Source organism: Pseudomonas sp. UBA6310 (genome assembly GCF_002438225.1).
GTDB classification, from domain to species: domain Bacteria; phylum Pseudomonadota; class Gammaproteobacteria; order Pseudomonadales; family Pseudomonadaceae; genus Pseudomonas_O; species Pseudomonas_O kuykendallii.
The window spans coordinates 32041-58527 of record NZ_DJTK01000012.1; the positions used below are offsets into that span (position 1 = coordinate 32041).

The window sequence follows — 26487 nt, forward strand, 5'->3', positions numbered from 1 at the left end:
CATCGCCGCAAGCTGGCGCCTGAAGTCCCGTAGCGTGGGCTTCAGCCCACCAGCGTCCGACTCCCCCACGGCCCCCACGAAAAAGCCCCGCATGCGCACGCCCCTGCAGGAGCTCGCGATCAGCGTGCCCAAAAGCATCGCCGCAAGCTGGCGCCTGCAGTCCCGTAGGGTGGGCTTCAACCCACCGGCGCCCGACTCCCCACGGCCCCCAACGAAAAAGCCCCGCATCGCGGGGCTTTTTTAGGCCTCGGCTCAGTGCCGGGCGACTTCGCCGCCTTTCCTCTTCAGGTAGTCGTCGAACAGCTGGTTGGTGTTGCCCAGCGACATCAGGTGCGCATAGATCCAGCCGAGGAAGCCGGACCTGTGCAGCTCGAGCACCTGCTCGTCGGCGAGGCCGAGGAACTTCGCCTCGTCCACCGCCTGGAAATCGCTGAGCACGAAGGTTTCGCCGCTGGCGTGGGTGAGTGTCAGGGTGCGGCTGGAAAGCAGCTCCAGCTCGTTGAGCTTGGCGACGAACAGGCGGGTGCGCTCCATCTCGGCGGTGAAGTTCTGCAGGAACTGGATCATCTCGTCGAGAAACTCGCTGTTGCGCCCCTCGGCATCGAACAGCTCGCGGCCGGTTTCTTCGTTCCAGCCGTCGTAGGCGGCGTCGAAGCAGACGGTGAAGGTGGCGTCGTCCTGCGCCATGACGAACGGGTAGCGGCGGACGAAGGCCGGGATGTAGGTGTTGACCTGCCACTGATGATCGCCGTCGAGGTAGCCGTTATGGCCGTCCTTGAGGCCCAGCAGGGCGATCGGCATGGCCTTGTCGCCCTCGCCGATGAACACCAGCGGGTAATGCCGCGCCGCCTGGAAGAACTCCAGCCCGGCCACCGGGACCAGGTGGGTGGCGGCGGCGAATTCGCAATCCTGCGCGGTCCGCAGCTTGAGCGTGCGGTGTTCCTCGCGGTTGAGCGCCTTGATTTCCTTGTAGAGCAACAGGGTGGTCATGAATGACTCCTGGGTCGGTGGACGGTCGAGGCGGGAGCGCCCGCCTGAGGGTTCTGACGGTCCTAACCATAGCCAAGGGTTCCCCCAGGTGAAAGCCGCGCTGCCCTACCTGCGCTCCATCCAGTCCACGAACTGCTCGGCGACCAGCGGCCGGCTGAAGTGGTAGCCCTGGCCCAGCGCGCAGCCGTGCTCGCGGAGGAATTGCAGCTGGCTCGATGTTTCGATGCCCTCGGCGACGCACTCCAGCCGCAGGTTGGCGGCGATCAGCAGGATGGTCTCCACCAGCAGCAGGTCGCTGGCCTCGCCGTTCAGGTCGAGGAAGCTGCGGTCGATCTTCAGCCGGTCCAGCGGCAGCCGCTTGAGGTAGGTGAGCGACGAATAGCCGGTGCCGAAATCATCGATGGCGAAGCGCACGCCGAGCGCCTTGAGCTCCTGCATGGCATCGATGCACCGTTCGGCATCCTCCAGCAGCACGCCCTCGGTGATCTCCAGTTCCAGCGCCGAGCCGGCCAGCCCGTGGCGCTGCAGGCAGTCGCCGACGCGTTGCGCGAAGCCGGCCTGGCGCAGCTCGCGCGGGCTGACGTTGACCGCCATGACCAGGTGCGGCCAGCGCCGGTGCCACTCGGCCAGCGTCGCGCAGGCCTGCTCCAGCACCCACTGGTCGAGTTCCTGAACGAGCCCGGTTTCCTCGGCCAGAGGGATGAAGGCGGCCGGCTCGATGTCGCCGCGCTCGGGGTGATTCCAGCGCAGCAGCGCCTCGACCCCGCAAACCTCGCCGCTCTCCAGCGCCAGTTGCGGCTGGTATTCCACGCGCAACTGATGCCGCGCGATGGCCTGGCGCAGCTCGCTTTGCAATTGCAGGCGCTTGTCGATGGCGTCCTGCATCTCGGGGGCGAAGAAGTGCAGCGCATTGCGCCCGCCGAGCTTGGCCCGGTACATCGCGGTGTCCGCCTGCTTTAGCGCATCGGTGGCGAGCTGCGCGCCGATGGGATGCAGGGCGATGCCGATGCTCGCGCTGGCCGACAGTTCGTGGCCGTCCACCACGCAAGTTTCCACCAGGGACCTGAGCAGCTTCTCGCCGACTTCAGCGGCGTACTTGGCGGCCGCCTCCGGCTGCGTCGCGAGGCCTTCGAGCAGCACCACGAATTCGTCGCCACCCAGCCGCGCCAGGGTGTCCTCGGTGCGCAGGCAGCGCGCCAGGCGCGCGGTGACCTCGCGCAGCAGGGCATCGCCAACCGGATGGCCGAGGCTGTCGTTGACCGTCTTGAAGTGGTCCAGGTCGATGAACAGCAGCGCGCCGAAGCGCTGCTCGCGCTGTTCGCGGTCCATCGCGTGCTGCAGGCGATCCAGCAGCAGGCGGCGGTTCGGCAGGCCGGTCAGCTCGTCGCTATAGGCCAGCCGCTCGATTTCGCGCTGGTAGCGCTGGCGCTCGGAAATATCGGTGATGCTCAGGCGCAGCAGCGGCTGTTCGCCGCCCGGCAGACGCACCAGGCGCACCTCGCAGGGCCGCACGCGGCCGGCGCGGTCGCGGATCAGCCAGTCGAACACCGGCACCTCGCCGGCGAGCGCGGCCCGCAGCAGGTCCACCGCGACGGTCTGCGAGGCGCGTCCGTCGGCCTGTTGCGGCGGGCTGAACTCGACCGGCTGGCGGCCGAGCAACTGTTCGCGCGGCAGGCCGGTGAGCCGCGAGGCGTTGCCGTTGACCTCGACGATGCCATTCTTCGCATCGAACATCATGATCGCCTCGGGCGCGTGCTCCACCAGCGTCTGGTAGCGCGCCTCGGCCTCGCGGCGCTCGGTGATGTCGGCCAGCAGCGCCAGGCAGGCCTGCAGGTGGCCCTCGGCGTCGCGCACGGCGCGCAGGCTGAGGCGGGTGAAGACGACGCTGCCGTCGGGACGAAGGAAACGTTTCTCCATCTCGTAGTCGTCGCGCTCGCCAGACACCAGCTCGGCGAACAGCACCGACTCGTAGGCCAGGTCGTCCGGGTGGCTGACCTGGCTCCACGGCGCCGCGTGCAGCGCCTCGAGGCTGCGGCCGAGAATCTGGCACAGGCGCAGGTTCATTTCGCGCCACTGTTGCTGCGGGCCGAGCATGGCCATGCCGATCAGTGGGGCCTCGAAGAACAGCCGCAGCCACTCGTCGCGCTCGCGCAGCTGCTGCTCGGCGAGGCGCCGCGCGCTGACGTCCTGGATCGCGCCATAGATGCGTACCAGCTGCGTACCGTCGCGCTCCACCAGGCCGTTGATGCGCACCCAGCGCGGCGTGCCGCGGCCGCCGACGAGACGGGTTTCCAGGTCGAAATCGTTGCCGGAGAGCAGCAGCCCGGCCATCGTCTGCTTGAGCAGCTCGCGGCCCTCGGCGTCGAAGAGTCCGAGCACGCGCTGGTAGCTCGGCTGGCCGTCGAAGGCGTCCACTTCGAGGATGCGCAGGCAGCCCTCGCTCCAGAACATGCGTAGATCCGGGTACTCCAGCACCCAGCCGCCGATGTCGGCGATGGCTTCGGTCTGCGCCAGCAGGTGAGCCTGGCGCAGCAACTCGCCGCGGCGTTCATCGAGCTCGCGGGCGAGCCGTTCGCGGATCGTCACGTCCTGCTGCAGCGCGAGGAAATGGCTGACGCCTTCGGCATCGCGAATCGGCGCCAGGGTCAGCTCGTTCCAGAACGCCGCGCCGTCCTTGCGGAAGTTGCGCAGCACCACCTGGCAGGGCTCGCCGCGCTGCAGCGCCCGGCGCAACTGCTGCATCTGCACCTGCTGGCCGTGGTTGCCGCAGAGGAAGCGGAAATCCCGCCCGAGCACCTCGCTTTGCGCATAGCCGCTCATCCGCTCGAACTGCGGGTTGCAGTAGATCAACGGCAGATCGGCGTGCCGCGCGTCGGCGATGGTCAGGCCCAGCGGCACCGCCTTCAGTGCCTTGTCGCTCATTCCGGGAACCGGCGAAGCCGACGAGGGCTGCGCATCGACCGCCGCCGCGCGCAGCCAGCCGCGGCGCCGCAGCGCGGGGCTGAGGCCGGCCAGCAGCGGAATGCCGAGCACCACCATGAACAGCCCGCGGGCGGCCCAGTGGCCTTCCTTGAACGGTTTGATCGACTGCCAGAGGAAGGTCGTCAGCGCCTCCTGGTGGCCACTGACGAAGGTCGCGACGATCAGCGGCAGCACCACGCCCAGGCCGAGAAACTGCGCCCAGCTGCGCGGGCCGCGCAGCGCGGGGTCGAACGGCCGACCGCTCAGCAGCAGCCAGCCCAGTCCGCAACAGAGCGTTTCCGGAATCGCCAGGAACGGCGCCCAGGCCCATTCGCCGAGGCTGATACCGCTCACCAGCACGCCGTTGAGATAGACCAGCGGCAGTACCCGCGCGCCCCACCAGAGGCTGAACACCAGGCCCAGCGCCAGCGACGGATACCACAGCGGCAACGCGTCGGGGCTGCTCCAGGCCAGCGCCGCGGCGCTGGAAAGCAGCAGCAACGGCAGCGGCAACCAGCGGGTCCAGCCAGGCAGGCGGTCGGATCGGGCGGCGGGCATGAGACCTCGTCGGGGAAATGCCGTATCAAAGCGGCTCCGAACCACGGCGCGGCAGGAACGGGTTCGAGGGAGTGGCGAAGAAAGCGGGGGCCTAGGCTAATGGGCGGCGCGGAAGCCGTCCAGACAAACCAGAGAGCAAGAATTGCGCCGTATCGGCGGCGTGATTGACGGCTGCGACACCAGCACGTCGCGCGGCGGCTAGACCGCGTCGCGCGGCAGCACCAGCCCCAGCGGCAGGCGAACCCGCGCCTCCAGCCCGCCGCCGGCACGGTTGCGCAACTCGACGCTGCCGCCATGCAGCGCGGCGATGCGCTTGACGATGGCCAGGCCCAGCCCGGTGCCGCGCCCGCCGCGGGCCCGGTCGCCGCGGATGAACGGGTTGAAGATCTCGCCCAGTTCTGCCTCGTCGATGCCTTCGCCGCGATCGAGCACGCTGAGCACCACGTAGGGCGCGGTGAAGTCGTCGGCCACGTAGGCCGCGACCTCGACGCCGTTGCCACCGTGGTTGAGGGCGTTCTCGATGAGGTTGGTCAGCAGACGCTTGATCGACACGCGACGCAGCGGGAACGGCGGTATCTGCTCCAGGCACAGGCGCACGTGCTCGCCGTTCTGGTTGAACGGCGCCACCGTTTCGGCGACCAGCTCGCCAAGGTCGAGCTGCTCCACCGGCTCGTCGCGGCCATCGCGGATGAAGGCGAGGAACTGGTCGAGGATGGCGTTCATGTCCTCGATGTCGCGGACCATGTCTTCGGTCAGTTCGGTGTCGCTGTCGAGCAGCTCCAGCGCCAGGCGCAGGCGGGTCAGCGGCGTGCGCAGGTCATGCGAGACGCCGGCGAGCATCAGCTCGCGCTCGCGCGCCGCCTGCTCGACGTCCTCGGCCATCTGGTTGAAGGCGCGGTAGACCTCGGTCATCTCGCTGGGCGTATCGCCCACCGGCAGGCGCACGCTGCGGCCCTGGCCGAGCTGGCGGGTGGCATCGACCAGACGCTTGAGCGGCGCGTTGAGCTGGCGCACGAAGATCCACGCGGCGGCAGTGGACAGCAGGCCAATGCCGAGGAACCAGCCGAGCACGCTCCAGATGCGCTGGCCGCGCAGCGGATGGGCGTACATCGGCACCTTGATCCATTCCGGGCCTAGCGCAGGGGCGCGCACCCACAACGCCGGCGGGCTCTGCACGCGCACGCGCACTTCGGTGTCGGCGCCCAGCTCGACCTGCATCTGCCGCTGGAACACCTCGCTGTAGGGCCAGTGCTGCTCGCCCGGCGGGAGGATTTCCTGCGGGACGATCTTCAACCCGGCGGAATCGGCGATCCGCGGACGATCGGCGGAATCCGCCGCCCAGTAGGCGCGCAGGGTCAGCGCCGCGCCATGGCTGTACTGCCGGTCCACCAGCATGTCCTCGTTCATCATCAGGTAGACCAGGGTCAGCGCCTTGGAGAACAGCACGACGACGAGCACCAGCCAGAGGGTGCGGGCGAAGAAGCTTTGCGGGAACCAGACAGGGGTTTTCATGACGGGAAGCCAGAACGGCACAGCGCCGGTCGCGGGAAGGGTCGCTCGGCGCGCGAGCGGGAGGGCCGGGCGGCGGACGAGGCGGGCCTCGTCCGCCGGGCGATCACTTGTTGCCGTCCGGTACGAACACGTAGCCGACGCCCCAGACGGTCTGGATATAGCGCGGCTTCGACGGGTCCGGCTCGATCAACCGGCGCAGGCGGGAGATCTGCACGTCGATGGAGCGCTCCAGGGCATCCCATTCGCGGCCGCGGGCGAGGTTCATCAGCTTGTCGCGGGTCAACGGTTCGCGAGCGTGCTGGACCAGCGCCTTGAGCACGGCGAACTCGCCGGTGGTGAGCATGTGCACTTCGTCGCCGCGCTTGAGTTCGCGGGTCGCCAGCGACAGTTCGTAGTCGCCGAAGGTCACGGTTTCCTCTTCGCTGCCCGGCGCGCCCGGCACCAGCGGCACCTGGCGGCGCAGCACGGCCTTGATCCGCGCCATCAGCTCGCGCGGGTTGAAAGGCTTGGCCAGGTAGTCGTCGGCGCCCTGCTCCAGGCCCTGGATGCGGCTGCTCTCGTCGCCCTTGGCGGTGAGCATGATGATCGGCACCTGGTTGTTCGACTCGCGCAGCCGGCGGCAGGCGGACAGGCCGTCCTCGCCGGGCAACATGAGGTCAAGCACCACCAGTTGGAACAGCTCGCGGCCGAGCAGGCGATCCATCTGCTCGACGTTCTCCACGGCGCGTGCGCGGTAGCCCTGCTCGGTGAGGAAGCGTTCGAGCAGGCGGCGCAGGCCGGGATCGTCGTCGACGATGAGGATCTTTTCGCCTTCGGCGGCAGGGGCAGTGCTGTTCATGGAATCTCCAAAAATCCATCCGGGCGGCATTATGGCGTAGTCGCGAGACGCGGGAACGTCAGCCATTGTTAGCAGATTTTTCGCTATCTGGCGGCGCTGGCGCACGTCACAGGCCGGCCACGGCGTGTCGTCGCCTGTCCGCCACCTGCCGTTCGCGGGCGCCGCTCGTGTTTATAATGCCGGCCTTTCGCGCAGGCACGGCCTGCTCTTCTTGTCTGATTCAGGTGGTTCATGGACAGCATCAGTACCCGCATCGCCAACGAGCTGGGCGTGCGCCCGCAACAGGTCGCCGCCGCCGTGGCTCTGCTCGACGAGGGCTCCACCGTGCCCTTCATCGCCCGCTACCGCAAGGAAGTCACCGGCAGCCTGGACGACACCCAGCTGCGCCATCTGGAAGAACGCCTGCGCTATCTGCGCGAGCTGGACGAGCGCCGCGCGGCGATCCTCGCCAGCATCGAGGAACAGGGCAAGCTGACGCCGGAACTGACCCGCGAGATCAACCTGGCCGAGACCAAGACGCGCCTGGAAGACCTCTACCTGCCCTACAAGCAGAAGCGCCGCACCAAGGGCCAGATCGCCCTGGAAGCCGGCCTCGGCGAACTCGCCGATGGCCTGTTCGGCGACCCGACCCGCAACCCGGAAGCCGAAGCCGCGCGCTTCGTCGACGCCGAAAAGGGCTTCGCCGACGTCAAGGCGGTGCTCGAGGGCGCCAAGTACATCCTCATGGAACGCTTCGCCGAGGACGCCGACCTGCTGGCGAAACTGCGCGGCTTCCTCAAGGACAACGCCACCCTCGCCGCGCGCCTGGTGCCCGGCAAGGAAACCGAGGGCGCCAAGTTCAGCGACTATTTCGAACACGACGAACCCTTCCGGAGCGTGCCGTCGCACCGCGCCCTGGCGATCTTCCGCGGGCGCAACGAAGGCGTGCTGAGCGCCGCGCTGAAGGTCGGCGAGGAGCTGCCCGGCAGCATGCACCCGGGCGAAGTGATGATCGGCGAGCGCTTCGGCATCGCGACTCCCGCGACGCGGGAGGGGGGCCGCGCGGCCGACAAATGGCTGGCCGAAGTGGTGCGCTGGACCTGGAAGGTCAAGCTCTATACGCACCTGGAGACCGACCTCTTCGGCGAGCTGCGCGACGCCGCCGAGGACGAGGCGATCAGCGTCTTCGCGCGCAACCTGCACGACCTGCTGCTGGCCGCCCCGGCCGGCCCGCGCGCCACCCTCGGGCTCGATCCGGGCCTGCGCACCGGCTGCAAGGTCGCCGTGGTCGATGCCACCGGCAAGGTCCTGGAGACCGCCACCGTCTACCCGCACGCGCCGAAGAACGACTGGGACGGCACCCTCGCCGTGCTCGCCAGGCTCTGCGCCAAGCATGGCGTCGACCTGATCGCGATCGGCAACGGCACCGCCAGCCGCGAGACCGACAAGCTCGCGGGCGACCTGATCGCCAAGGTCCCGGGCCTCAAGCTGACCAAGGTGATGGTCAGCGAGGCCGGCGCCTCGGTGTATTCCGCCTCGGAGCTGGCGGCCAAGGAATTCCCCGGCCTCGACGTTTCGCTGCGCGGCGCGGTGTCCATCGCCCGCCGCCTGCAGGACCCGCTGGCCGAGCTGGTGAAGATCGATCCGAAATCCATCGGCGTCGGCCAGTACCAGCACGACGTCTCCCAGCTCAAGCTGGCGCGCTCGCTGGACGCGGTGGTGGAAGACTGCGTGAACGCCGTCGGCGTCGATCTGAACACCGCCTCCGCCGCCCTGCTGGCGCGGATCTCCGGGCTCAACGCGACGCTGGCGCAGAACATCATCGCGCACCGCGACGCGCATGGCGCCTTCGCCAGCCGCGACGACCTTAAGAAGGTCCCGCGCCTGGGCGAGAAGACCTACGTGCTGGCCGCCGGCTTCCTCCGCGTTATGAACGGCGACAACCCGCTGGACGCCTCGGCCGTACACCCGGAAACCTATCCGCTGGTGCAGCGCATCGCCGCCGACACCGGCCGCGACATCCGCTCGCTGATCGGCGATTCGAGCTTCCTCAAGCGCCTCGACCCGAAAGCCTTCACCGACGAGTTCTTCGGCCTGCCGACCGTCACCGACATCCTCCGCGAACTGGACAAGCCCGGCCGCGACCCGCGCCCGGAGTTCAAGACCGCGACCTTCCAGGACGGCGTCGAGAGCCTCAACGACCTGCAGCCGGGCATGCTGCTCGAGGGCGTGGTGACCAACGTCACCAACTTCGGCGCCTTCGTCGACATCGGCGTGCACCAGGACGGGCTGGTGCACATCAGCGCGCTGGCGGAAAAGTTCGTCAAGGACCCGCGTGAAGTGGTCAAGGCCGGCGACGTGGTCAAGGTCAAGGTGATGGAAGTGGACATCCCGCGCAAACGCGTCGGCCTGTCCATGCGCCTGGGCGACACGCCGGGCGAGAAGGTCGAAGGCCCGCGCGGCGGCCAGGGGCGCGGCAATCGCCCGGCGCCGGCCGCGCGCAACGAGCCCAAGGCGGCCGCTGCGGCGCCCAACGCGGCGATGGCGGCGCTGTTCGCCAACGCCAAGCAACTGAGGAAGTAGGCATGACCCGACAAGTCGAAGCGGTGGGCAGCAGCAGCGCCTTCGGGCGCCTGCTCGGGCTGGAGATCATCAAGGCCGAGGCCGGCGAGGCGCGCCTGCGCCTGCGCATGCACGAAGGCCTGAGCAACGTGCGCGGCATGCTGCACGGCGGCGCGCTGTTCTCGCTGATCGACACCGCCATGGGCCAGGCCAGCCACAGCCTGTTCGGTGGCGAAGCCGCCGCGGTGACGCTGGAGAGCAAGATCAACTACATCCGCGGCGTGAGCGAGGGCGAAGTGCTCTGCCGCGCCTGGGTGGTGCATGCCGGCAAGCGCACCCAGGTGATCGAGGCCGAGGTGCACCAAGGCGATAAACTGATCGCCAAGGCGCAGTCGACCTTTGCCGTCCTCTGAGTCGGCGGCGCCGGTCGCCGCCACCCCACTTCACGGCCAGACGTCGACGTCACCGTTCCTCCCCTTGTAGAGCGAAAGGCCCACCCCCATATTGGGGCGACCGTCGCGTGAAGGAATTGCAATCTTGAGCGAGCTTTTGACCCGCCGCCTGGCCCTGCTAGGCGCGCCCGCCCACCTGTCGCTGCTCACCCGCAGCCTGCATGGCATCGAACGCGAGACCCTGCGCGTCGATCACGACGGCCGCCTGGCGAAGACCGCGCACCCGGCCGCGCTGGGCTCGGCGCTGACCCATCCGCAGATCACCACCGACTATTCCGAGGCGCTGCTGGAGTTCATCACCCCGGCCGAAGCCGACCCGCGCGCGACCCTCGCCGACCTCGAGGCGATCCATCGCTTCGCCGCCAGCCAGCTCGACGGCGAATACCTGTGGAGCCCGTCGATGCCCGGCGCACTGCCGGAAGAAGCGCAGATTCCCATCGCCGAATACGGCGACTCGCTGATCGGCCGCCTCAAGCACGTCTACCGCAAGGGGCTGGCGCTGCGTTACGGCAAGACCATGCAGTGCATCGCCGGGATTCACTACAACTTCTCCCTGGCCGACGAGGTCTGGCCGCTGCTACAGGCCGACGAAGTGCCCGACGACACGCGCAGCGCGCGCGACTACCAGTCGGCGCGCTACATCGCCCTGGCGCGCAACTTCCGCCGCTACAGCTGGCTGCTGATGTACCTGTTCGGCGCCTCGCCGGCGCTGGACGCGAACTTCCTCCGCGGCCGTCCGCACGCCCTGGAACGCTTCGACGACGACACCCTCTACCTGCCTTGGGCGACCAGCCTGCGGATGAGCGACCTGGGCTACCAGAGCAGCGCCCAGTCCGGCCTGACGCCCTGCTACAACGACCTGCCCAGCTACATCGAGAGCCTGCGCACCGCAGTGGCGACGCCCTACCCGCCGTACGCCGAGGTCGGCACCAAGCGCGATGGCGAGTGGCTGCAGTTGAACACCAACATCCTGCAGATCGAGAACGAGTACTACTCGACGATCCGCCCGAAACGCGTGACCTACACCGGCGAACGACCGATCCAGGCGCTCAGCGCCCGCGGCGTGCAGTACGTCGAAGTGCGCTGCCTGGACATCAACCCGTTCCTGCCGCTGGGCATCGACCTCGCCGAAGCGCGCTTCCTCGACGTGTTCCTGCTGTTCTGCGCGCTGGAAGACAGCCCGCCGCTGGATGGCAGCCACTGCCAGGGCTGCACCGACAACTTCCTCAGCGTGGTCAAGCAGGGTCGGCGCCCGGGCCTGCTGCTGCGCGGCGAAGACGACCAACCGGTCGAGCTGAAGACCTGGGCGAACGCGTTGCTGCAACGCTTCGAGGCGATCGCCGAACTGCTCGATGCGGCCAGCGGCAGTGACGAGCATCGCCAGTCGCTGCAGGCGCAGCGCGGCAAGATCGCCGACCCCGACTCGACGCCGTCGGCGCGGGTGCTGCGCGAAATGCGCGAGCGCCAGGAAAGCTTCTCGGCCTTCGCCCTGCGCCTGTCGCGCGAGCATGACGGCTACTTCCGCAGCCATCCGCTGAATGCGCAAGAGCAGGCGCGCTTCGAGAAACTGGCCGCCCAGTCCATCGCCGACCAGGCCGAACTGGAGCAGACCCAGGTGGGCGACTTCGACACCTTCGTCGGCGCCTACCAGGCGAGCATCCTCGGCCTGAGCCACTGACGCCGGACTGCGTCCACCCTACGACACCCATAGCAGGGTGGATCAGACCGTAGGGTGGGCGCTCACGGGCCGCACGAACCGTAGGGTGGGTTAGCGGCATCGCACGACATCTCAGCCCTCCCCGACTCCCCCGCCGCGTAACCCACCGGGCGGAGCCCCGCCCAGCCCCGCAAGACGGATGCAACGCGTCCCGGGTTTCGTCCTCAGCGCGGGCGGATGCCGTCGAGAATCAGCGCCTGCAGGCTGCCCAGCACTTCCTCGAAGAAATCCGGGTCGCTCAGCGTGCGGCCGGTGATGGACTCCACCTGGACGCGGAAATCCGCGTAGTGCTGGGTCGTCGCCCAGAGCGAGAAGATCAGGTGATAGGGGTCGATAGGCGCCAGCCGGCCGGACTCGCTCCAGCGGCGGATCACCTCGGTCTTGGCGTGCACCAGGTCGCGCAGTTCGTGCTCCAGCTCGCCGCGCAGCAGCGGCGCGCCCTGGATGATCTCCAGGCAGAACAGCCGCGACGCCGCCGGCTCGTCGCGCGACAGTTCGAGCTTGAGGCGGATGTAGCCGCGGATCGCCTCCAGCGGCTCCATCTCCACGCTCAGTGCGCGCAGCGGTGCCAGCCAGACGCTCATCAGTTGATGCAGCACCGCCAGGTAGAGGTCTTCCTTGCTGCCGAAGTAGTACAGCAGGTTGGTCTTGGAGACGTCGGCGCGGGCAGCGATCTGGTCGACGCTGGTGCCGTGCAGGCCGAACTGCGAGAACAGCGCGATGGCCGCCTCGGTGATCGCCGCGCGCTTGCTTTCCATCTGCCGCTCGCGCCGCGCCAGGGTCGCCGCGCTGGCCGTGCGCGACGCCTTCTTGCGTATCGCCGGCGCGTGCTCGGCGCCGGACGGGTGGTCCTGGGTCATGCGGCCCTCCTGTTCGGCCAAAAGCGCCTGGGCGAGGCGCCGGGCGGGGGCCGCCACCATAGCCAAAACGGCGGGGACTGTCAGGCCGGCTGAATGCGACCGGCTTGACGGTGGTCATGGACAAACCCGGATTCGTGCGTCTTTTTCGGGCGGCGCGCACAAACCAGGTGCTCTATAGCAGACCATTTGGTCCACTCTAACGCGAAGGTTTAACCCAACCTCCTGTTTTCGCTGGATTTTCCTTTTCTGGCACAGTCCATGCTCTCTCCCCTGCGACACATCGCCGCGAGCAGGCGCCGTGATCATGCCGGCATCGCTCGCCAAAACGCGCAATCAAGGGGTTATCGTTATGAAAGTTGGCGTCTTCATTCCCATCGGCAACAACGGCTGGCTGATCTCCGAAACCGCCCCGCAGTACATGCCGACCTTCGAGCTGAACAAGCAGATCGTCCAGCGCGCCGAGCACTACGGCTTCGATTTCGCCCTGTCGATGATCAAGCTCCGCGGTTTCGGCGGTAAGACCGAATTCTGGGAGCACAACCTCGAATCCTTCACCCTGATGGCCGGCCTCGCCGCCGTCACCAGCAAGATCCAACTGTTCGCCACCGCCGCCACCCTGACCCTGCCGCCGGCCATCGTCGCGCGCATGGCCTCGACCATCGACTCGATCTCGGGCGGCCGCTTCGGCGTCAACCTGGTCACCGGCTGGCAACGCCCGGAGTACTCGCAGATGGGCATGTGGCCGGGCGACGAGTTCTTCTCAACCCGCTACGAGTACCTCGGCGAGTACGCCCAGGTCCTGCGCGACCTGTGGAGCACCGGGCACAGCGACCTGAAGGGCAAGTACTTCACCATGGAAGACTGCCGCGTCAGCCCGAAACCCCAGGCCGACATGAAGATCATCTGCGCCGGCTCCAGCGACGCCGGCATGGCCTTCTCAGCGCAGTACGCCGACTACAACTTCTGCTTCGGCAAGGGCGTGAACACCCCCGCCGCCTTCGCCCCGGCCACCCAGCGCCTGCTCGCGGCCACCGCCAAGACAGGTCGCGAGGTCAACTCCTGCGTGCTGTTCATGGTCATCGCCGAGGAAACCGAGGCCACCGCCCGCGCCAAGTGGGAGCTGTACAAGGACGGCGCCGACCAGGAAGCGCTGAAGTGGCTGGGCGACCAGGCCGCGGTGGACACCCGCTCGGGAAGCGACACCAACGTGCGGCAGATGTCCGACCCGACCTCGGCGGTGAACATCAACATGGGCACCCTGGTGGGCTCCTTCGAGCAGGTCGCGAAGATGCTCGACGAAGTGGCGGCGGTGCCGGGCACCGAGGGCGTGATGCTGACCTTCGACGACTTCATCGAGGGCGTCGAGAAGTTCGGCCAGCGCATCCAGCCGCTGATGAAGAGCCGCAGCGCCGTCGTGGAAACCCTGAAGGAGATCGCCTGATGAGCGAGAAAAGCGTATCCGGCTACGAACTGCCGGTGGACGCCAGCGCGCCTCTGATCCTGCCGGCACGCCCGGAACCCCTGCAGCTGCGGCCCAGCCAGACTGCGCTGATCGTGGTCGACATGCAGAACGCCTATTCGACCCTCGGCGGCTACCTCGACCTCGCCGGCTTCGACGTCTCCTCCACCGGCCCGGTGATCGAGAAGATCCAGGTCGCCCTCGACGCCGCGCGCGCCGCCGGCGTGCAGGTGATCTTCTTCCAGAACGGCTGGGACAAGGACTACGTCGAGGCGGGCGGCCCCGGCTCGCCGAACTGGCACAAGTCCAACGCGCTGAAGACCATGCGCCGGCGCCCCGAACTGCAGGGTACCCTGCTCGCCAAGGGCGGCTGGGACTATGACCTGGTCGACCAGCTGAAGCCGCTGCCAGGCGACATCGTGATGCCGAAGCCACGCTACAGCGGCTTCTTCAACACGCCGTTGGACAGCATCCTGCGCGCCCGCGGGATCAAGAACCTGGTGTTCACCGGGATCGCCACCAACGTCTGCGTCGAATCGACCCTGCGCGACGGTTTCTTCCTCGAATACTTCGGCGTGGTCCTCGCCGACGCGACCCACCAGGCCGGCCCGCCGTCGGCCCAGGAAGCGGCGCTGTTCAACATCGAGACGTTCTTCGGCTGGGTGTCCTCGGTCGACGACTTCTGCACCACGCTCAAGCAACCGAATCATTAACCGAGGTCGTTCAGAAGCGTAGCGAGCGAAGGACGGGCAAGGCGGAGAAAACCGAGGACGCGGAGTTTACGAGCTGTAAATGAGCAGTCCGAGGTTTTCTCCAACGCAGCCCGCCCGAGCGCAGCAGCTTCTGAGCGATCTCTGAAAACCAGGAAGCCTTGCCATGCCCAAACAATCGATCATCCCGCCGGGAACCGGCAAACCCCTCGCCCCCTACGTGCCGGGTTCGCTGGCCGACGGCATCCTCTACGTCGCCGGCACCCTGCCGCTGGACAAGGACGCCAACGTGGTCCACGTCGGCAACGCCACCGAGCAGACCCGCCACGTGCTGGAAACCATCAAGGGTGTCGTCGAGGCCGCCGGCGGCAGCATGGACGACGTCACCTTCAACATGATCATGCTCAAGGACTGGGCCGACTACGCGGCGATCAACGCCGTCTACGCCGAGTACTTCGCCGGCGAGAAGCCGGCGCGCTACTGCATCCAGTGTGGCCTGGTGAAACCCGAGGCACTGATCGAGATCGCCTCGATCGCCCACGTCGGCAAGTGATGCGCTGCCCGGATGCGCCTGAGCGGCGCATCCGGCGGCTCGAGGACCCTCCATGCACTACGAAATCCACGGCAATCCCGACGCCGGGCAGACCGTCCTGCTGTCCTCCGGCCTTGGCGGCTCGGCGGGCTACTGGACGCCGCACCTGGCTGTGCTCGGCGAACGTTTCCGGGTGATCAGCTACGACCAGCGCGGCACCGGGCGCAGCCCCGCCGAGCTGCCCGAGGGCTACTCCATCGCCGACATGGCCGACGACGTGCTGGCCCTGGCCGACGACCTCGAACTGACCCAGTGCGCCTTCGTCGGCCATGCCCTCGGCGGCCTGGTCGGCCTGCAGGTCGCCCTGCAGCGCCCCGGCCTGATCCGCCGCCTGGTGCCGATCAACGCCTGGGCCGCGCCCAACGCCCACAGCGCGCGCTGCTTCGACATGCGCATCGCGCTGCTGAAGAACACCGGCCCCGCCGCCTACGTGGCCGCGCAACCGATCTTCCTCTACCCGCCGAGCTGGATCGTCGCCAACGAAGAACGCCTCGAAGCGGACCTGGCCCACGCCCTCGCGCACTTCCCCGGTGAGGCCAACACCCTGCGGCGGATCGCGGCGCTGCGCGCCTTCGACATCTCCGCGCGCCTGACCGAGATCGACGTGCCGACGCTGGTCATGGCCAGCCGCGACGACAGCCTGGTGCCCTGGACACAGTCCGTGGCCCTGGCCGAAGGCCTGCCGAACGCCCGCCTGGACGTGCGAGACTTCGGCGGCCATGCCTTCAACCTGACCGAACAAGCGGCGTTCGAGGCCAGCCTGCTGGACTTCCTCCAGCAAGCGGACTGAAACGCCCGGAGAACACCATGAGCCTTGCACTCGACGAAAAAGCCCTCGCCAGCCTGTTCAGCGAAGCCCGCACTCACGGCAGCTGGCGCGACCAGCCGGTGAGCGACGATCAGCTGGCCGAACTCTATGCACTGACCCGCATGGGCCCGACCTCGGCCAACTGCAGCCCGGCGCGTTTCGTCTTCGTGCGCAGCGCCGAAGGCAAGGAAAAGCTCAAGCCGACACTGTCCTCGGGCAATCTGGAAAAGACCATGAGCGCGCCGGTGACGGTGATCGTCGCCTACGACCGCGAATTCTACGAAGCGCTGCCGCGCCTGTTCCCGCATGGCGACGCGCGCAGCTGGTTCACCTCCAGCCCGGAATTCGCCGAACAGACCGCGCTGCGCAACAGCTCGATGCAGGCCGCCTACCTGATCCTCGCCGCCCGCGCGATGGGCCTGGATACCGGGCCGATGTCGGGCTTCGACCGCGCCAAGCTCGACGCTGCCTTCTTCGCCGGGAGTACCTGGACCGCCAACCTGCTGATCAACCTCGGCTATGGCAACCCGGAGAAACTTTACCCGCGCCTGCCGCGCCTGGCCTTCGACGAAGCCTGCACGCTCGCCTGACCGACTCGCCCCGCGGGGCAAGGAGAACCTCATGCTCAGCCATTCCCTCGCCGCCTGCGCCAACGACCGGCCGCCGCTCGTGCTCAAGCACGACTATCGCGACGCCATGGCGCGCCTGGGCGCCGCGGTGAACGTGATCACCACCGACGGCCCCGGCGGGCGCGCCGGCTTCACTGCCTCGGCGGTGTGCAGCGTGACCGACGAACCGCCGACCCTGCTGGTCTGCCTCAACCGCGGCGCCTCGGTCTACGACGCCTTCCTGGCCAACGGCGTGGTCTGCGTCAACGTCCTCGCCCACGGCCAGGAAGCGCTGTCCAACCTGTTCGGCGGCAAGACCTCGATGGCCGAGCGCTTCGCCGCCGCGCAGTGGGGCGAACTGGCCAGCGGCGCACCGGTACTCGAAGGCGCGCTGGTCTCCTTCGATTGCCGCGTCGCCGAAACCACCCGGGTCGGCACCCACGACATCCTGTTCTGCGAAGTGCTCGCCATCCGCCACGGCGAACCGGGCAAGGGCCTGATGTATTTCGAGCGGGCCTACCACGGCCTGGGCATTTGACACGACGCAGCCTGGGCAACCTGTAGGGTGGATCGCGCCTTATCGATCCACCTTACGGGGTTCACCTCCTACGCCGCCTCGCGCCGTGCACGTGCCCGGCGGGGGAAGACGGCATCTACGATCCGGACACCTCGCCCGCGTCCACCCCGATGCCGCGCAGAATCAGCCCCTGGACACTGGCCAGGGCCTGCTCGAAGAACGCCGGATCGTCCAGCGTGCGCCCGGTGATCGACTGCACCTGGACCGAGAAATCGGCGTAATGCTGGGTCAGCGCCCAGAGCGAGAAGAACAGGTGATGCGGGTCCACCGGCTGCAACCGGCCGTCGGCGACCCAGGCGCGAACCACCCCGGCCTTGGCATCCACCAGTTCGCGCAGAGTTCCTTCCAGCGCCGGTTTCAGCAACGGCGCCCCCTGGATCATCTCCAGACAGAACAGCCGCGACGCCTGCGGGTGGTCGCGCGAGTTGATCATCTTCAGGCGGATGTACTGGGCGATCGCCTCGGCCGGGTCCTGCTCCGCGCCGATCGCGCGCAGCGGCGCCAGCCAGAGGTCGAGCAGCTCGCTCAGCAGATCGATGTACAACTCCTCCTTGGAGGCGAAGTAGTACAGCAGGTTGCTCTTCGACAGGCCGGCGAGGCTGGCGACCTGATCCAGACTGGTTCCGTGCAGCCCGTAACGCGAAAACAGATCCAGCGCGGCCGCCTGGATCGCCTCCTGCTTGGGTGTTCCGGGTAGGCTCTTTTTACTCACCGTCGAACTTCCTTCGCTGCGGAAAGTTCACCACCGAAGAGGCGACGAAGTTATGGGAACGCACCCGTTGAATAACCCACATCACGCCGCGCAACAACCCTTTTAAAATGCGGGTTAATTATTTACGACGCAATGCGCCGAGCGATCACCCCGCACAAAACAGGGCAGGCAATACTTTGGTGCGCGGCGGTCCCAATGCGGTGCACCGCCACCCCGACGACGGCGCGGCAAAACGCCGCCAACCTCGCCTTTAAAACCAGATAAATCAAACAGATATGCGTTTTTGTCCATTTGGTCAAAATTGGCATACCGGTTGCTATTCAAAGAGGCGGCAACATTATTAGAAAAGCAACTCGAATAGCCTTAGTCGTGCACTTTTAAGTTCACGTAACTTCAGCTGCCCTCGATCAACTTTCCCACGACCGGAGAGTAGAAATGACGCTGTTGTATGTGCCCATCATCGACCTCGAACCCTATTTCGAAGGCACTCCGGAAGGGAAACAGAAAGTTGCCAGGGCGGTGGATCAGGCCTGCCGGGATATCGGCTTCCTGATCATCAAGAAACACCGGATTCCCCGCGAACTCATCGAGCGCGTATCGCGCCTGAGCCACGCCTTCTTCGACCTGCCGCTGGCGGAAAAACGCAAGGTCGACCGCCCGCGTCCGGACCAGGTGCGCGGCTTCTCCGCGGTGGCCGAGGAGAGTCTCTCCTACAGCACCGGCGAGGCGGCGCCGGGCGACCTCAAGGAATCCTTCTCGGTCGGCCCGAGCAACGTGCCCGACGAGCCCTACTACAACGGCGCGGACGCCGGCCCGCACTTCGCGCCGAACGTCTGGCCGGGCACCCTGCCGGGCTTTCGCGAAGCCTATGAAGAATACTTCGCCGCGATGAGCGAACTGGCGCTGCACATGATGCGGCTGTTCGCCCTCGCCCTGGAGTTGCCCGAGCACTACTTCGACGACAAGGTCGACCGCCACATCAGCATGTTCCGCGTGCTCAGCTACCCGCGCCTGACGCAGCCGCCCGAGGACGGCCAGTTCCGCGCCAGCCCGCACAGCGACTACGGCAGCATGACCATCGTGCTGCCGGACGCCGGCGGCCTGCAGGTGCGCAACAAGGCCGGCGAATGGGTCGACGTGCCCTTCGAGCCGGACGGCTTCGCGGTGAACATCGGCGACCTGATGATGCAGTGGACCAACGACCGCTGGATCTCCACCGTGCACCGGGTGATCGTTCCCGAGCTGGAGCAGCCGAGCAACGCGCGGCGCCAGTCGCTGGTGTTCTTCCACCAGCCCAACTACGACGCCCTCGTCGAATGCCTGCCGAGCTGCCTCGCCGACGGCGAGACGGCGAAGCACGCACCGATCAGCTCCGGCGATCACCTGCGCTCGAAGTTCGTCAAGCAGACCACCTTCGGCGGCACCAAGAGCGAGGTTGCGTAAGCCATGGCCACGCTCTCCTACGTTAACGTCTTCGCCCGGGACGTGGTCGCCCTCAGCGGCTTCTACCAGAAGGTGTTCGGCTTCGCCGAGATCGAGGCGATCCGCTCGCCGATCTTCCGCGGGCTCGACACCGGCAAGTCGTGCCTGGGCTTCAACGCGCCGGACGCCTACGAACTGCTCGGCCTCGCCGACCAGGCCGAGACCCGCGGCATCAAGTTCCTGCTGAACATCGACGTCGACAGCCAGGCGGACGTCGACCTCCGGGTACCGCTGGCCCTGGAGGCCGGCGCGACGCTGATCAAGGCGCCCTACACCACCTATTACAACTGGTACCAGGCGGTGCTGCTCGACCCCGAAGGCAACGTGTTCCGGATCAATTTCATGCTGTAGGGCCGCGCAAACGCTCGACAGCGCACATTTCGTCCCCTCTCCCATTCATGGGAGAGGGTTAGGGAGAGGGCGGTTTTCCCCTCTCCCCCAGCCCCTCTCCCGTAAACGGGAGAGGGGAGGAATGCACACCACCTTCACTCCCGGAGACGACGCAATGCACAAATGGATTCAGAGAAGCCTCTACAGCGCCGTGCTGGTCAGCGTGGCCGGCGTTGCGATGGCCGATGACGGCTTCACCCTGGAAGGCCCGCCGAAGATCGCGATGATCTACTTCGATGCGAAGAACGATGGCGGCTGGACCCAGGCCTTCGACGAGGCACGGGTGAAGATCGAGAAGGAGCTGGGGCAGAAGATCCAGTTCGTCGAAAAAGTCCCGGAGAGCGCCTCGGCGATCAAGCCGGCGGCCGAGCGCTTCATCTCGCGCGGCGCCAACATCGTCATCGGCACCGCCTTCGGCTACTCCGACACCTTCAAGGAACTGGCCGAGAAATACCCCAAGGTGGCCTTCCTCAACGGTTCCGGCACCACCAACGGGCATAACCTCGAATCCTTCTACGGCCGCACCTACGAAACCCACTACCTGTGCGGCATGGCGGCCGGCGCGGCGTCGAAGACCGGCAAGCTGGGCTTCGTCGCGGCCAACCCGTTCGGCGTGGTCAACTGGACCGTCAACGCCTACGAGATGGGCGCCAAGCAGATGAACCCGAACGCCACCACCACGGTGATCTACACCGGCGCGTGGAACGACCCGGTGAAGGAACGCGCCGCCGCCATGGCGCTGATCGACCAGGGCGCCGATGTCATCGGCCAGCACGTCGACACCCCGACCCCGCAGATCGTCGCCCAGGAGCGCGGCGTGTACGGCACCGGCCACCACCGCGACCTCAGCCAGTTCGCCCCGGATGCGACCATCTGCTCGGCGATCTGGACCTGGGACAAGTTCCTCGTCCCGGAGCTGAAGAAAATCACCGCCGGCAACTGGAAGCCGGCGCCCTACGGTGCCTTCATGACCATCCCCGAGGGCGGCGGCGACATCGCCTTCGGCAAGGTCGGCCTGAGCGAGGAAGCCAAGGCCAAGATCATGGCCGAACGCCAGGCGATCATCGACGGCAAGCACATCTACGCAGGGCCTCTGGTCGACCGCGAAGGCAAGGAACGCGTGCCGGCCGGCAGCGACCTGTCCGACGCCGACCTGTGGAAGATGGACTGGTACGTACCCGGCGTGATCACCCAGAAGTAACCCTCGCCAACGGGGACCGCGCCGCGGTCCCTTTGCCAATGGCTTCGTGCGCGAAGCCATTGGCAAAGCCGCTCCAGAGGTTTCCTCCACGGGCGGCCGCAAGGCTCCCGCTCTGTCCCGAGAATCCAAATGCCCAACGCCCTGCAACTCACCGGCGTCAGCAAGTCCTTCGACGGCTTCAAGGCCCTTTCCGACGCCAGCTTCACCGTCAAATGGGGTGAGGTCCACGCCCTGCTCGGCGAGAACGGTGCCGGCAAATCCTCGTTGATGAACATCGCCGCCGGGCTCTACGCGCCGGAAACCGGCGAGCTGCTGATCGACGACAACAAGGTCCAGCTCAAGGGCCCGGCGGATGCCGCGCGCGAGCGCATCGGCATGGTCCATCAGCACTTCAAGCTGGTGAAGCCGTTCTCCGTGGCCGAGAACATCCTGCTCGGCCTGCCCCGGAGCGAAGGCAGCCACCGCAAGCGCCTGCGCGAGACCGAACGGCTGATCGCCGAGAAGGCCGAGCAGATCGGCTTCTCCATCGACCCGAAGAAGACCGTGGCGGACCTGTCCATCGCCGAGCAGCAGCGCGTGGAGATCCTCAAGGTGCTGCTCGCCGGGGCGAAGATCCTGATCCTCGACGAACCCACCGCGGTGCTCACCGACCAGGAAGGCGAACGCCTGCTGTCCACCGTGCAGGGCCTTGCCCGGCAAGGCGCGGGGGTGATCCTGGTGACCCACCGGATGGCCGACGTGAAACGCTTCGCCGACCGCGTGACGGTGATGCGCGGCGGCCGCACGGTGGAAACCCTCGATCCGCAGCAGGTCTCCATCGCCGACCTGGTCAAGCTCACCGTTGGCGAGTCGCTGCCGGCTCCGGAGCATGCGCGCAGCGAACCCGGCCCGGCGCTGCTGACCGTGCGCGGGCTGAAATCCCCGGAGGTCGGCGGCCGGCGCGTCCTCGACGGCATCGACCTGAGCCTGCGCGGCGGCGAGATCTACGGCATCGCCGGGGTCGGCGGCAACGGCCAGAGCGAGCTGGCCAACGTGCTGATGGGGCTGCCCGAACCCAGCGAGGGCGAGATCGCCCTGGAAGGCTTCGGCGACCTGCGCACCGCCGACATGGACCAGCGCCGCGAACTGCGCATCGCCGCGATCCCCGCCGACCGTTACGGCCTGGCGCTGGCCGGCGGCCTGTCGATCGCCGAGAACTTCGCCATCGGCCAGGTCCACAGCGGCCGCTACGGGCCGTTCTGGCTGCTGCGCGAAGGCCGCGCGCGGGAAGAGACGCAGGCCGCGGTGGAACGCTTCGACGTGCAGGGCGTGCGCAACGTCCGCCAGAAGGCCGCGCTGCTCTCCGGCGGCAACGCGCAGAAGCTGGTGATCGCCCGCGAATTCTCCCGCGAGCCGCGCATCGTCCTCGCCCACAGCCCGAGCCGCGGCCTCGATGTGCGCGCCGGCGCCGCCGTGCACCAGCGCCTGCTGGCTGCACGCGACAGCGGTGCCGCGGTGCTGCTGATCAGCGAGGACCTCGACGAAGTGCTGGCCCTGGCCGACCGCATCGGCGTGATGAGCGCCGGCAGGATCGTCGCCGAATTCGAACGACCCGCCGATCGCCAGGCGATCGGCAAAGCCATGGTGGACCATGTCTGAGCTTTCCAACGCAACCCAACCGACGTCCGCGCCGAAGCGCCAGCCGCTGACCAGCCGCCGCTACGCCCTGGAAATCCGCCAGCAGATGGCCTGGCACTGGCAGGCGCTGATCCTCGCCGTGTCGCTGATCGTCGGCCTGGGCATCTCCGCGGCGATCCTGATCGCCGCCGGCGTCCCCGGCGGCGAGCTGCTCGACGAGTTCGTCATCCTCACCCTGTTCGATGCGCAGAGCCTGCGCGCGGTGCTGTTCCAGGCCGCGCCCATCGTCATGGTCGGCATCGCCGGCTGCCTGGCGTTCCGCGCGCGCTTCTGGAACCTCGGCCTGGAGGGCCAGATGATCTGGGGCGGGATCGCCGCCACGGCCATCTCGCTGTTCGAGGTCGGTCCCGAATCCACCCGCCTGGCGCTGATGTTCGTCGCCGCCACCCTCGCCGGGCTGGCCTGGGCATTGGCGCCGGTGCTGCTCAAGCTGAACCTCAAGGTCAACGAAATCATCTCCACCCTGATGCTCAACTACATCGCCGCCAACTTCCTCCTGCACCTGGTCTACGGCGCCTGGAAGGACCCCAAGGATTCCTTCCCCTATTCGCCGCAGTACCGCGCCTTCGAGCGCCTGCCGGAGATGTTCGACGGCTACAGCATGGCGATTCCGCTGGCGGTACTCGTGGCGCTGTTCGCCTGGTGGTTCGTCGGCGTCTGCCGCGCCGGGCTGTACCTGCGCTTCGTCGACGCCAACCCGCGCGTCGCCGACGCGGTCGGCGTCCCGGTGCGCAAGGTGATCGTCGGCACCGTGCTGCTCTCCGGCGGCCTTGCCGGGATCGCCGGCTTCGTCGTCGCCGCCGGTCAGGAAGGCCGCCTGACCCAGGCGTTCTACCAGGGCTACGGCTTCTCCGGGATCCTCATCGCCTTCCTCGCGCGCAACAACCCGCTGGCAGCGACCATCGTCGCGCTGCTGGTGGCGACCCTGTTCGTCGCCGGGCGCAACCTGCAGGTGTTCTACCAGATCCCGTTTTCCATGGTTCAGTTGATCCAGGCGCTGATCGTCATCTGCGTCGCCTCCTCGGACTTCTTCATTCGCCACCGCATCCGCCGCATCGCCGGGAGGGAAAGCTGATGGACCTGCTCGCCAGTTGGCTCGGCAACGTGCCCGATTTCGCCGTGCCCTACGCCCTCGCCGCGCTGGGCCTGATCCTCACCGAGCGCGCCGGCGTGCTCTCGCTCGGCGCCGAGGGCCTGCTGCTGGCCGGGGCGCTGGCCAGCATCGGCACGCAGCTGGCCTTCGGCGTGGCCGGCTTCTCGCTGCTCGCCGGAATGGCCGCTGCCGCGCTGGTGTCGATTCTCTTCGCGGTGATGGTGATCGTCCTGCGGGTCAACCAGGTGATCGCCGGGCTGACCCTGGTGTTCTTCTGCCAGGGTCTCACCAGCCTGCTCGGCACGCTGCTGGAATGGACCAACCAGCCAATCCGCGGGCTGCCCGCACTGGCCCTCTGGCCGCTGTCCGAGCTGCCGCTGGTGGGCAAGCTGTTCCACCAGAACCTGATGGTCTACCTGACCGTGCCGATCTTCCTCGGCGTGGTCTGGTACCTCAACCGCAGCACGTCCGGCCTGCGCCTGCGCGCAGTGGGCGAGAACCCGCAGGCAGCCGACGCCGCCGGCATCCCGGTGCTCGCCTACCGCTTCGCCGCGGTGATGGCCGGCTCGGCGCTGGTCGGCCTGGCCGGCGCCTACATCGCCGTGCTGAGCACCAAGATGTGGATCGCCGACATGAGCGGCGGGCGCGGCTGGATCGCCGTGGCACTGGTGATCTTCGCCCGCTGGTCGCCGTGGAAGGCGCTGGCCGGCGCGGTGCTGTTCGGCTGCATCGAGGCGCTGATCCCGCAACTGGCCGCCGCCGGCGTGCGCCTGCCGCAGTATTTCGTGCTGATGACGCCCTATGCGGTGACCCTCGCCGTGATGATCTGGGTCGCCCTCGGCGGCCGCCAGAACAACGCCCAGCCCGGTGCACTGGGCGAACCCTATGTGCGCGAGGAACGGCGCTGAACGACTGGACCGGGGCACGCATTCTCTTCGCCGGCCGGGCGCAGCACCGCACGGTGGATCGATGAAGCGCGATCCACCCTACGAAAGCGTTGAGTTGCGGATGACGCGCCGATCATAGCCACTGTACCGATCGGCTTTTCGTAGGGTGGATGTCGCTTTTCACATCCACCAGGGGGCAGACCGCACTCTTCCGCAAACTACCCATTACCCACTCCCAGGAGCCCGCATGCGCACCTTCGTCTATGAACAACCGCGCGAGCTGGACGCGGCGCAATTCGCCGATTACCTCGACCCCGGCCGCACCGCAGTCATCTCCATCGACCTGCACCGCGGGCACCTCGACGACTCGCCGGAATGCCCCTGCCCGGCGCCACGCGCACGCGAGCTGGTAGCGCCGGTGGACGCCTTCCACGATCAGGCCCGCGCGCTGGGCGTGCGCGTGGTGCACATCCGCTCGGTGCTGCGCGCCGACGGTTCGGACGACATGAACGGGATTCCGGCAGCCTGGCGGCGAACCTTCCCGCTGCACGTCGGGGAGATTCCCAACCACGCCGAACACGCGCTGGAGGGCTCGATCTGGACCGAATGGGTGACGCGCGTCGAACCGGGCGACCTGATGGTCTCGAACAAGCGCCGGCTGTCGGCCTTCTATCCCACCGACCTGGACTTCCTGCTGCGCAACCAGCGCATCGACACCCTGGTGTTCAACGGCGGCTTCGCCGACTGCTGCGTGCTCAACAGCGCCTTCGAAGCGAACAACCTCAACTACCGGGTGATCGTCCTGCGCGACCTGGTGCGCGGCACCGACGAACACCTGGAGTCCGCGGCGTTCTCGATGGTCTCTCTGCACCTGGGGCTGGTGATGGAGTCGCAGGACCTGCTGCAGGTCTGGCGTGGCTAAACGCACGCTGTCCCAGCGGGTGCTCGCGATGGTGGGCTGAAGCCCACCCTACGCATGACGCCTGGCCGCAGCCGCAGGGTGGGTTAGGCGCACGCTGGAGAGCCGGTCGTACGCCGCCCGTCACGCGCCGTAACCCACCGGACGGTGCCTCGCCGAACCCCGTCCGGGTGATCCAGGCGTGCCGATTGGTGCGCATGGCGCACCCTACGGGATCGTGCGCCGCATCAGCCGTAGGGTGGGTTAGGCGCATTTCGGAGAGTTGGTCGCGCGCCGACCGTCACGCGCCGTAACCCACCGGGCGGAGTCTCGCCTAAGGCCGTCCGGGTGGTCGAGGCGGGAGGATTGGTGCGCATGCCGCACCCTACGGCGTTCCGCTGCGGCGAATGCCGATTCACTTGCGTAGGGTGCGCCGCGCGCACCGCCCTGCCGCCTACAGCGTCTTCTCGAAGATCTTCGAATTGCGCTGGAAGTTGTACAGCGAGGCACGCGCCGCCGGCAGGCGCTCGACGCCGCTGGGCTCGAAGCCGCGCTCGCGGAACCAGTGCGCGGTGCGCGTGGTGAGCACGAACAGGGTCTTCAGGCCGGCCGCCCGGGCGCGTTCCTCGATGCGTTCGAGCAGTTCGTCGCCGCGTCCGCCGTGGCGGTAATCCGGGTTCACCGCCAGGCACGCCAGTTCGCCGGCATCGGAATCGGCGATCGGGTAGAGCGCCGCGCAGGCGATGATCAGGCCGTCGCGCTCGACCAGGCTGAACTGCTCGATCTCGCGCTCCAGCACTTCGCGCGAGCGGCGCACCAGAATCCCCTGCTCTTCCAGCGGCGTGATCAGGTCGATCAGCCCGCCGACATCCTTGATGCTCGCCTCGCGCAATTGCTCGAACTGCTCCTGGTCGACCAGCGTGCCGCCGCCGTCGCGGGTGAACAGCTCGGTGAGCAGCGCGCC

At 67.6% G+C, this 26487-nt stretch carries 23 protein-coding genes; 16 read left to right on the forward strand and 7 right to left on the reverse strand.

Going from position 1 to position 26487, the window contains the following annotated elements; all coding sequences use genetic code 11:
* Window positions 1-252 precede the first annotated feature (252 nt).
* The 4 genes from B3E91_RS02355 to ompR form a co-directional block, all read right to left on the reverse strand.
* Window positions 253-990 carry a SapC family protein gene (locus B3E91_RS02355; protein ID WP_287028208.1) on the reverse strand — a complete coding sequence of 246 codons (738 nt, stop codon included), beginning with the start codon at window positions 988-990 and terminating at the stop codon, window positions 253-255.
* Between the two features lie 105 nt (window positions 991-1095).
* Entirely contained in the window at window positions 1096-4509 is a 3414-nt protein-coding gene (locus B3E91_RS02360) for an EAL domain-containing protein (protein WP_287028209.1), read from the reverse strand.
* 198 nt (window positions 4510-4707) lie between these two features.
* Window positions 4708-6021, reverse strand: coding sequence for an ATP-binding protein (locus B3E91_RS02365; protein WP_282342809.1), 1314 nt, complete (start codon window positions 6019-6021; stop codon window positions 4708-4710).
* 103 nt (window positions 6022-6124) lie between these two features.
* A complete protein-coding gene (gene ompR / locus B3E91_RS02370; RefSeq protein ID WP_090224042.1) occupies window positions 6125-6859 on the reverse strand; it encodes a two-component system response regulator OmpR in 735 nt (244 codons plus the stop codon).
* A 231-nt stretch (window positions 6860-7090) separates the two neighbouring features.
* Between ompR and B3E91_RS02375 the strand changes: the two genes are divergently transcribed.
* The 3 genes from B3E91_RS02375 to gshA all read left to right on the forward strand — a co-directional run bounded on the left by B3E91_RS02375 (window position 7091) and on the right by gshA (window position 11530).
* Window positions 7091-9421, forward strand: coding sequence for a Tex family protein (locus B3E91_RS02375; protein ID WP_287028211.1), 2331 nt, complete (start codon window positions 7091-7093; stop codon window positions 9419-9421).
* Between the two features lie 2 nt (window positions 9422-9423).
* Window positions 9424-9813, forward strand: a complete 390-nt coding sequence (locus tag B3E91_RS02380) for a PaaI family thioesterase (protein ID WP_090224045.1) — start codon at window positions 9424-9426, stop codon at window positions 9811-9813.
* A gap of 124 nt (window positions 9814-9937) precedes the next feature.
* A complete protein-coding gene (gene gshA / locus B3E91_RS02385) occupies window positions 9938-11530 on the forward strand; it encodes a glutamate--cysteine ligase (protein ID WP_287028212.1) in 1593 nt (530 codons plus the stop codon).
* A 203-nt stretch (window positions 11531-11733) separates the two neighbouring features.
* Here gshA and rutR (B3E91_RS02390) read toward each other — a convergent pair whose 3' ends face one another.
* Window positions 11734-12429, reverse strand: a complete 696-nt coding sequence (rutR, locus tag B3E91_RS02390; protein ID WP_090224049.1) for an HTH-type transcriptional regulator RutR — start codon at window positions 12427-12429, stop codon at window positions 11734-11736.
* Window positions 12430-12778: 349 nt separating this feature from the next.
* Between rutR (B3E91_RS02390) and rutA the strand changes: the two genes are divergently transcribed.
* The 6 genes from rutA to rutF all read left to right on the forward strand — a co-directional run bounded on the left by rutA (window position 12779) and on the right by rutF (window position 17144).
* Window positions 12779-13870 carry a pyrimidine utilization protein A gene (gene rutA / locus B3E91_RS02395; protein WP_287028213.1) on the forward strand — a complete coding sequence of 364 codons (1092 nt, stop codon included), beginning with the start codon at window positions 12779-12781 and terminating at the stop codon, window positions 13868-13870.
* On the forward strand, window positions 13870-14601 hold the full coding sequence (gene rutB / locus B3E91_RS02400; protein ID WP_414708182.1) for a pyrimidine utilization protein B: 732 nt from the start codon (window positions 13870-13872) through the stop codon (window positions 14599-14601). Before rutA ends, rutB begins: the two co-directional genes overlap by 1 nt.
* A 163-nt stretch (window positions 14602-14764) precedes the next feature.
* A complete protein-coding gene (gene rutC / locus B3E91_RS02405; protein WP_282342821.1) occupies window positions 14765-15151 on the forward strand; it encodes a pyrimidine utilization protein C in 387 nt (128 codons plus the stop codon).
* A 52-nt stretch (window positions 15152-15203) separates the two neighbouring features.
* Complete coding sequence (rutD, locus tag B3E91_RS02410; RefSeq protein WP_287028215.1) at window positions 15204-15980, forward strand: pyrimidine utilization protein D; 777 nt, start codon at window positions 15204-15206, stop codon at window positions 15978-15980.
* 17 nt (window positions 15981-15997) lie between these two features.
* On the forward strand, window positions 15998-16588 hold the full coding sequence (locus B3E91_RS02415; RefSeq protein ID WP_282342826.1) for a malonic semialdehyde reductase: 591 nt from the start codon (window positions 15998-16000) through the stop codon (window positions 16586-16588).
* A gap of 31 nt (window positions 16589-16619) precedes the next feature.
* Complete coding sequence (rutF, locus tag B3E91_RS02420; protein WP_282342828.1) at window positions 16620-17144, forward strand: NADH-dependent FMN reductase RutF; 525 nt, start codon at window positions 16620-16622, stop codon at window positions 17142-17144.
* 115 nt (window positions 17145-17259) lie between these two features.
* Here rutF and rutR (B3E91_RS02425) read toward each other — a convergent pair whose 3' ends face one another.
* Entirely contained in the window at window positions 17260-17895 is a 636-nt protein-coding gene (rutR, locus tag B3E91_RS02425; protein WP_282342830.1) for an HTH-type transcriptional regulator RutR, read from the reverse strand.
* Window positions 17896-18330: 435 nt separating this feature from the next.
* Here rutR (B3E91_RS02425) and B3E91_RS02430 point away from each other — a divergent pair, with 435 nt between their 5' ends.
* From B3E91_RS02430 to B3E91_RS02460, 7 genes are all read left to right on the forward strand, one after another.
* Window positions 18331-19338, forward strand: coding sequence for an isopenicillin N synthase family dioxygenase (locus B3E91_RS02430; protein WP_282342831.1), 1008 nt, complete (start codon window positions 18331-18333; stop codon window positions 19336-19338).
* Between the two features lie 3 nt (window positions 19339-19341).
* The gene (locus tag B3E91_RS02435; RefSeq protein WP_090224065.1) at window positions 19342-19728 is read left to right on the forward strand and encodes a VOC family protein; all 387 of its coding nucleotides are present in this window, start codon (window positions 19342-19344) and stop codon (window positions 19726-19728) included.
* 154 nt (window positions 19729-19882) lie between these two features.
* The gene (locus tag B3E91_RS02440) at window positions 19883-20968 is read left to right on the forward strand and encodes a BMP family ABC transporter substrate-binding protein (protein WP_282342832.1); all 1086 of its coding nucleotides are present in this window, start codon (window positions 19883-19885) and stop codon (window positions 20966-20968) included.
* 129 nt (window positions 20969-21097) lie between these two features.
* Complete coding sequence (locus B3E91_RS02445) at window positions 21098-22606, forward strand: ABC transporter ATP-binding protein (RefSeq protein ID WP_414708183.1); 1509 nt, start codon at window positions 21098-21100, stop codon at window positions 22604-22606.
* On the forward strand, window positions 22599-23720 hold the full coding sequence (locus B3E91_RS02450; RefSeq protein ID WP_282342834.1) for an ABC transporter permease: 1122 nt from the start codon (window positions 22599-22601) through the stop codon (window positions 23718-23720). The genes B3E91_RS02445 and B3E91_RS02450 overlap by 8 nt, the downstream gene beginning before the upstream one ends.
* Window positions 23720-24646 (forward strand): ABC transporter permease, encoded by a 927-nt coding sequence (locus B3E91_RS02455; RefSeq protein WP_286784851.1) that lies wholly within the window; start codon window positions 23720-23722, stop codon window positions 24644-24646. Before B3E91_RS02450 ends, B3E91_RS02455 begins: the two co-directional genes overlap by 1 nt.
* A gap of 226 nt (window positions 24647-24872) precedes the next feature.
* Window positions 24873-25547 (forward strand): cysteine hydrolase family protein, encoded by a 675-nt coding sequence (locus tag B3E91_RS02460; protein ID WP_282342836.1) that lies wholly within the window; start codon window positions 24873-24875, stop codon window positions 25545-25547.
* Between the two features lie 430 nt (window positions 25548-25977).
* Here B3E91_RS02460 and argA read toward each other — a convergent pair.
* On the reverse strand, window positions 25978-26487 hold a 510-nt coding region (argA, locus tag B3E91_RS02465), incomplete at its 5' end, for an amino-acid N-acetyltransferase (RefSeq protein WP_287028217.1).